General features: G+C 41.4%; 5 protein-coding genes. 1 reads left to right on the forward strand and 4 read right to left on the reverse strand.

Annotated elements, in window-relative coordinates:
• The 4 genes from B9J87_RS06730 to waaF form a co-directional block, all read right to left on the reverse strand.
• The coding region (locus B9J87_RS06730) for a glycosyltransferase N-terminal domain-containing protein (protein WP_303396260.1) at window positions 1-679 on the reverse strand (679 nt) is incomplete at its 3' end.
• A gap of 1 nt (window position 680) precedes the next feature.
• On the reverse strand, window positions 681-1,475 hold the full coding sequence (locus B9J87_RS06735; RefSeq protein ID WP_176429492.1) for a glycosyltransferase family 32 protein: 795 nt from the start codon (window positions 1,473-1,475) through the stop codon (window positions 681-683).
• An 11-nt stretch (window positions 1,476-1,486) separates the two neighbouring features.
• On the reverse strand, window positions 1,487-2,527 hold the full coding sequence (locus tag B9J87_RS06740; protein ID WP_094145533.1) for a glycosyltransferase family 9 protein: 1,041 nt from the start codon (window positions 2,525-2,527) through the stop codon (window positions 1,487-1,489).
• Window positions 2,524-3,561, reverse strand: coding sequence for a lipopolysaccharide heptosyltransferase II (waaF, locus tag B9J87_RS06745; RefSeq protein WP_094149874.1), 1,038 nt, complete (start codon window positions 3,559-3,561; stop codon window positions 2,524-2,526). Before waaF ends, B9J87_RS06740 begins: the two co-directional genes overlap by 4 nt.
• 178 nt (window positions 3,562-3,739) lie before the next feature.
• Here waaF and B9J87_RS06750 point away from each other — a divergent pair, with 178 nt between their 5' ends.
• On the forward strand, window positions 3,740-4,477 hold the full coding sequence (locus B9J87_RS06750; RefSeq protein ID WP_176429493.1) for a glycosyltransferase family 25 protein: 738 nt from the start codon (window positions 3,740-3,742) through the stop codon (window positions 4,475-4,477).
• The last annotated feature ends 53 nt before the right edge of the window (window positions 4,478-4,530 follow it).

Here is a 4,530-nt window from a genome sequence, read left to right on the forward strand (position 1 = left end):
ATCTTAACTGCTTGCCTCTTTGTATGATTGCTTGATCAATATTAATATCAAATTTAATTGAACCAGTAACCGACACTTTTTCCTTGGCAAGACCAAGTCGTATAAATCGCTGTGCATCATCTGGATATTGGCAAAGTACACGCGTTAAGTTAGATGCTAGTAAATTAAAAACCGGCTGAAATTTAGCATACCGTCGACATGAGCGTTCAGATAAGCGAGCATTAATAACAGTAATAGGAATAACTGCTTTTGAAACCGTATGTAATGTGTTTGGCCATAACTCTGTTTCCATGATCAGCATTTGGCTTGGCTTTATCCGTTTTATAAAACCACGAACGGCAAAAGAAAAGTCAAAGGGCATGTATCTATGCTCGGCAAGCTCTTTTAATTTAGCCGCTTGTTCTGCACCGGTGGGGGTTGTGGTGGTAATAACAATCGGCTGATCAGGATATTGTGATTTGAGTTCTTTTATCAGCGGAGAAACTGAAAGCGTTTCTCCAACCGATACTGCGTGGATCCAAATAGGGGATTGATTAGTTTTAAACGGTGGTGTGAAGCCAAAATGCTCTTTCCAGCGAGCACCAACACACGGCTTGCCCGGCCGCTTTTTGTACAAGCCCCACATTAAAAAAGGAGAAGCTACACAGAGAAGTAAGGTATAGAGAGCACGAATCACCACTCTACTGTTCCTTTTTCTTTACCAAATCATCCGGATTAATGTGAGTCCATTTCGAACGAGGGCGATCTATATATTGAAAATGTTCATTGGTAAAACTACCTTGAATACAAACGTATTTTCTATCTTTTGTGCAAAGATCTTCTCTGCCTTTAAGTAATTCATCAAATACGCCAGGCCCGGTTGAATAATAAACGCCCATTTTAGGGTCGTAGTTCTCAATGTTATGCAGTACTTTTTCAATCGCTTGGCTGAGGTCGTGATTATTGGGTGCTGAGGCGATAAAGTAGTTGGTAAAACGAGTATTGTTGTCAATCTTTATGTAAACCGCTTGTTGCTCATCGCCAATCAGTTTATCGAGAGACCATACCAAAGTTGCGTCAATGTCCATATAGACGCCCCCTTCGTTATTGAGTACTACTAAACGCCATAAATCGGCTTGAGCAGCGCCGTTGGTTAGCCGCATGTAAGCATCATAGATTTCAGTTGATGCGTGGGTTCGTAAATACTCACCACGGGCTTCGGTACTTACATAGCGATAGTCACAATTGAGCGACATTAATCGATTAAATAAGTAGTTAATATAAACGGGTAGGGAGGCTTGATCGGTAAAGTTGGTTTGCCAAATTGTACGTGGAATAGCACTGCGATTAGAACGAGTCCATTTTGCTGGTGAATAGGCAGGAATGGTAAAACGCAATTTTGGAAACACCCAATGAAATGGATAAGCGAGCATTTTAAAAATATTCCCGGTCAAGCGGATTAATCGGTTTGCGATTAATACAGTTACTTGGCTCATATTGATTGATCCTATCTGTTTTTTTCGGTTATCGAGCGCTGTTTCAACGTGGCAGTAATCGCTGCAGTAATTTGCTCAGTAGAAGGCTTTTCACCATTGGCATTCATCACGATCGTATGTGCTTCATACAATGGTGTATAACGAAAAGGGACGGTAGCGTAAAAAATACCAACAGTTGGTGTGTGGGTCGATATGGCCACATTGCGTATGCCTGTGTCTGGAGCAATCACTAATGTTGCTTTCGCAATAAACGTGACTAATTCATCTAAAGGTAAACATGGCTGAATCGTTAATTTTCCAGCCTCTGCAAGATCTTGTAGATACTCACCTTTTTCAAACTCATTTTTTCCCTCAAGGAAGACATGTTTTACATTGGGTTGCTGCTCAATAGTTTGCTCGATGACAGCACGCATTTCAGGCTTAGATAAGATTTTTCTCAGCTGCGAAGCTCCACTGAAATAGACAAGGTAAGGTGTCTCAAAATCACAAAGTTGCCTGTTGTCTGGGTAGGCAAAATCGAGAGGATAGCTTGGGCTGTGGCCAAGGATTTTAAGCATATCGAGCATGCATTCTACTTCTGGTTGAAAGTCAGAGCGAAATACTGCCAAGTTATACAAGGTGCCACATAAAAATGGCGTGTAAGGAAAGCCAACTTTGAGTTTTGCTTTAGTCAGTAATGTCATCCAGTAAGAGCGATTTGTCCCAGCGACATCAAATATAATATCTTGCTCTTCCAGTTGACTGTAGTCTTGCCATTTTTGCTTGAGTGATAAGTGTTTTGAATCCTCACGGCTTTTCATTACCACTGTTTTATCCGCTAACTCTACTGGTGTTCCATAGAGGTAGTTTGAAACGGTGACTAATGTTATTTCTGCATGAGGGAAGAACTTCCGAGCTTCAATCAAAAAGGGGCGCACAATGACTTGATCACCGAGCGCAGCATGGCGAATGACGGCAATTTTCTTGATCGCTAAAGGATTAAAATAACCATTCAAGTATTGGCGCGCGGCCTTCGAGGCATAAGCCCCTTTTTCAAACCAGAGGTGTTTCATGAATCTTTTCCAATAAATCTATCTAAAGCTTGAATAACTTGCACCGGTTGCAGTTGATTTAGGCAATTTAAGTGCCCTAATGGGCAGGTTCGCTTAAAGCATGGGCGGCATTCAATATCGGTATACACCATTTCTAAGCGCTCAGTTAGCGGTGGCGTGTATTGTGGTGAGCTTGATCCATAAATTGCGACGATATTACAATCTACGGCGGCGGAGACATGCATTAATCCTGAATCATTACTGATGACGGTATGGCAAGCCGCCAACAGATCCACAGCTTCAACAAGTGAGGTTTGTCCAGCTAGATTAAAGGCATATTTTTGTTGTTCGGTGCTAAGTGCTGAACGAATGAGGTCACATACTTTGCTATCCTTGGTTGAGCCAAAAAGCCAGATTTGATAGCCGCTTTCAATAGCGTGTTGTGCAACTTGAGCATAATAGTGGTCAGGCCATCTTTTAGCCGGACCAAACTCAGCCCCTGGGCATAAACCGACAATTGGTTTGGTTGTCGATAAGCCTAATCTTGAAATGGCATATTGCTGAGCTTTGCTATCAACTAATAAAGAAGGGTGAGGGCAGTTTTCTAGCTGTACCTCATCGAGCATGCTTTCTTTTGAATAAGCAAGAGCCACATAGCGTTCAACCATATACTGGAACACTTTACGGTTAGGGCGAAGATCAGTAAGTAAGCCGTAGCGAAACTCACCCTTCCAGCCAGTACGAGAAGGAATACCCGCAAATAGCGGTATGAGTGCTGATTTTGCCGAATTTGGTAAGACATAGGCATGAGTGTAATTGTTGCGTTTTAGCTCTTGTGCGAGCGCCCATCGACCTACAAGATTAAAAGCGCCGTGCCCAATCGACATTTCAATCGCGCAATTAACTTCTGGCATGCGTTCCAAAATAGGTTTGCACCAAGCGGGGGCTAGAACGTCAATTTGTGCATCAGGGTGCTGTTGATTAAGGCGTTGATATAAACTTTGTGACATCACCATATCGCCTACCCATGAAGGACCCACAATCAGTAACTTCATTTTTCACCGTCATTCTTATTTTACGGCCATTCTAGCACAGCGTTCGTTTGATAAAACTCAATTTCTGTTAACAAATGCATTCAAATGCTAGGCAAGATATGCTCTAATCCGCCTCAATCTGAGAATAAGTATTGTGCAGCATATTGGCGAGCATATTATAGAAATTCGAGTTTTTGTGATGAAAATCTACGTTATTAGCCTTAAAAACAGCCTAGAAAGACGAGCATCCATTGAGCAACAAATGGCTAATTACGGCCTGGATTTTGAGTTCTTTGATGCGATTGATGGTCGAGTTGTTCCTCCACACCCTTTATTTGCCAATTATGACTATACCAAGCGGTTATGGTTTACCAGTGGTAAAATGCCTTCAAAAGGGGAGATGGGCTGCTACGCGAGCCATTATCTACTCTGGCAAAAGAGTGTTGAGTTGAATGAGCCGATCATTGTTTTAGAGGATGATGCTGAGCTATTACCCGGCTTTATACATTTTATTGATCTAATCAAAATTAAAACCCAAGAATATGGCTTTTTGAGATTGGAGGAAGCTTGTGATCGCAGTGAACTGTTCTTGAAGGAACAGGAAAATAACTATGACATCTATTTTCTAAGTAATAATTTTGGTGGCGCTAGAGCTTATGCACTTTCTCCTGATGCAGCAACGAAATTACTTAAGTCTTCACAGTGCTGGTCGATGCCTGTTGATAACTATATGGGGTCACTATATTTGCATCAGATGCCTTCATTCTTATTCCTACCAAGTGTGGTTGCAAATCCTCAATACTTTGACACAACGTTTCAAAACGAACAGCAACCCAAGGCTCCATTGTACAGAAAACCCACTCGTGAATTGTACTCACTGTACCGCAAAGTAAAAATGGCTTTAGCAAATAATGCTTATAAAAAACAAAAAAATTAATCATATAGAAAAGTTATTTTTATTATCACCATTATTGGTTGTTCTAATGGCGA

The sequence above is a fragment of the Vibrio sp. V19_P1S1T109 genome (assembly GCF_002241375.1).
Lineage (GTDB): Bacteria > Pseudomonadota > Gammaproteobacteria > Enterobacterales > Vibrionaceae > Vibrio > Vibrio anguillarum.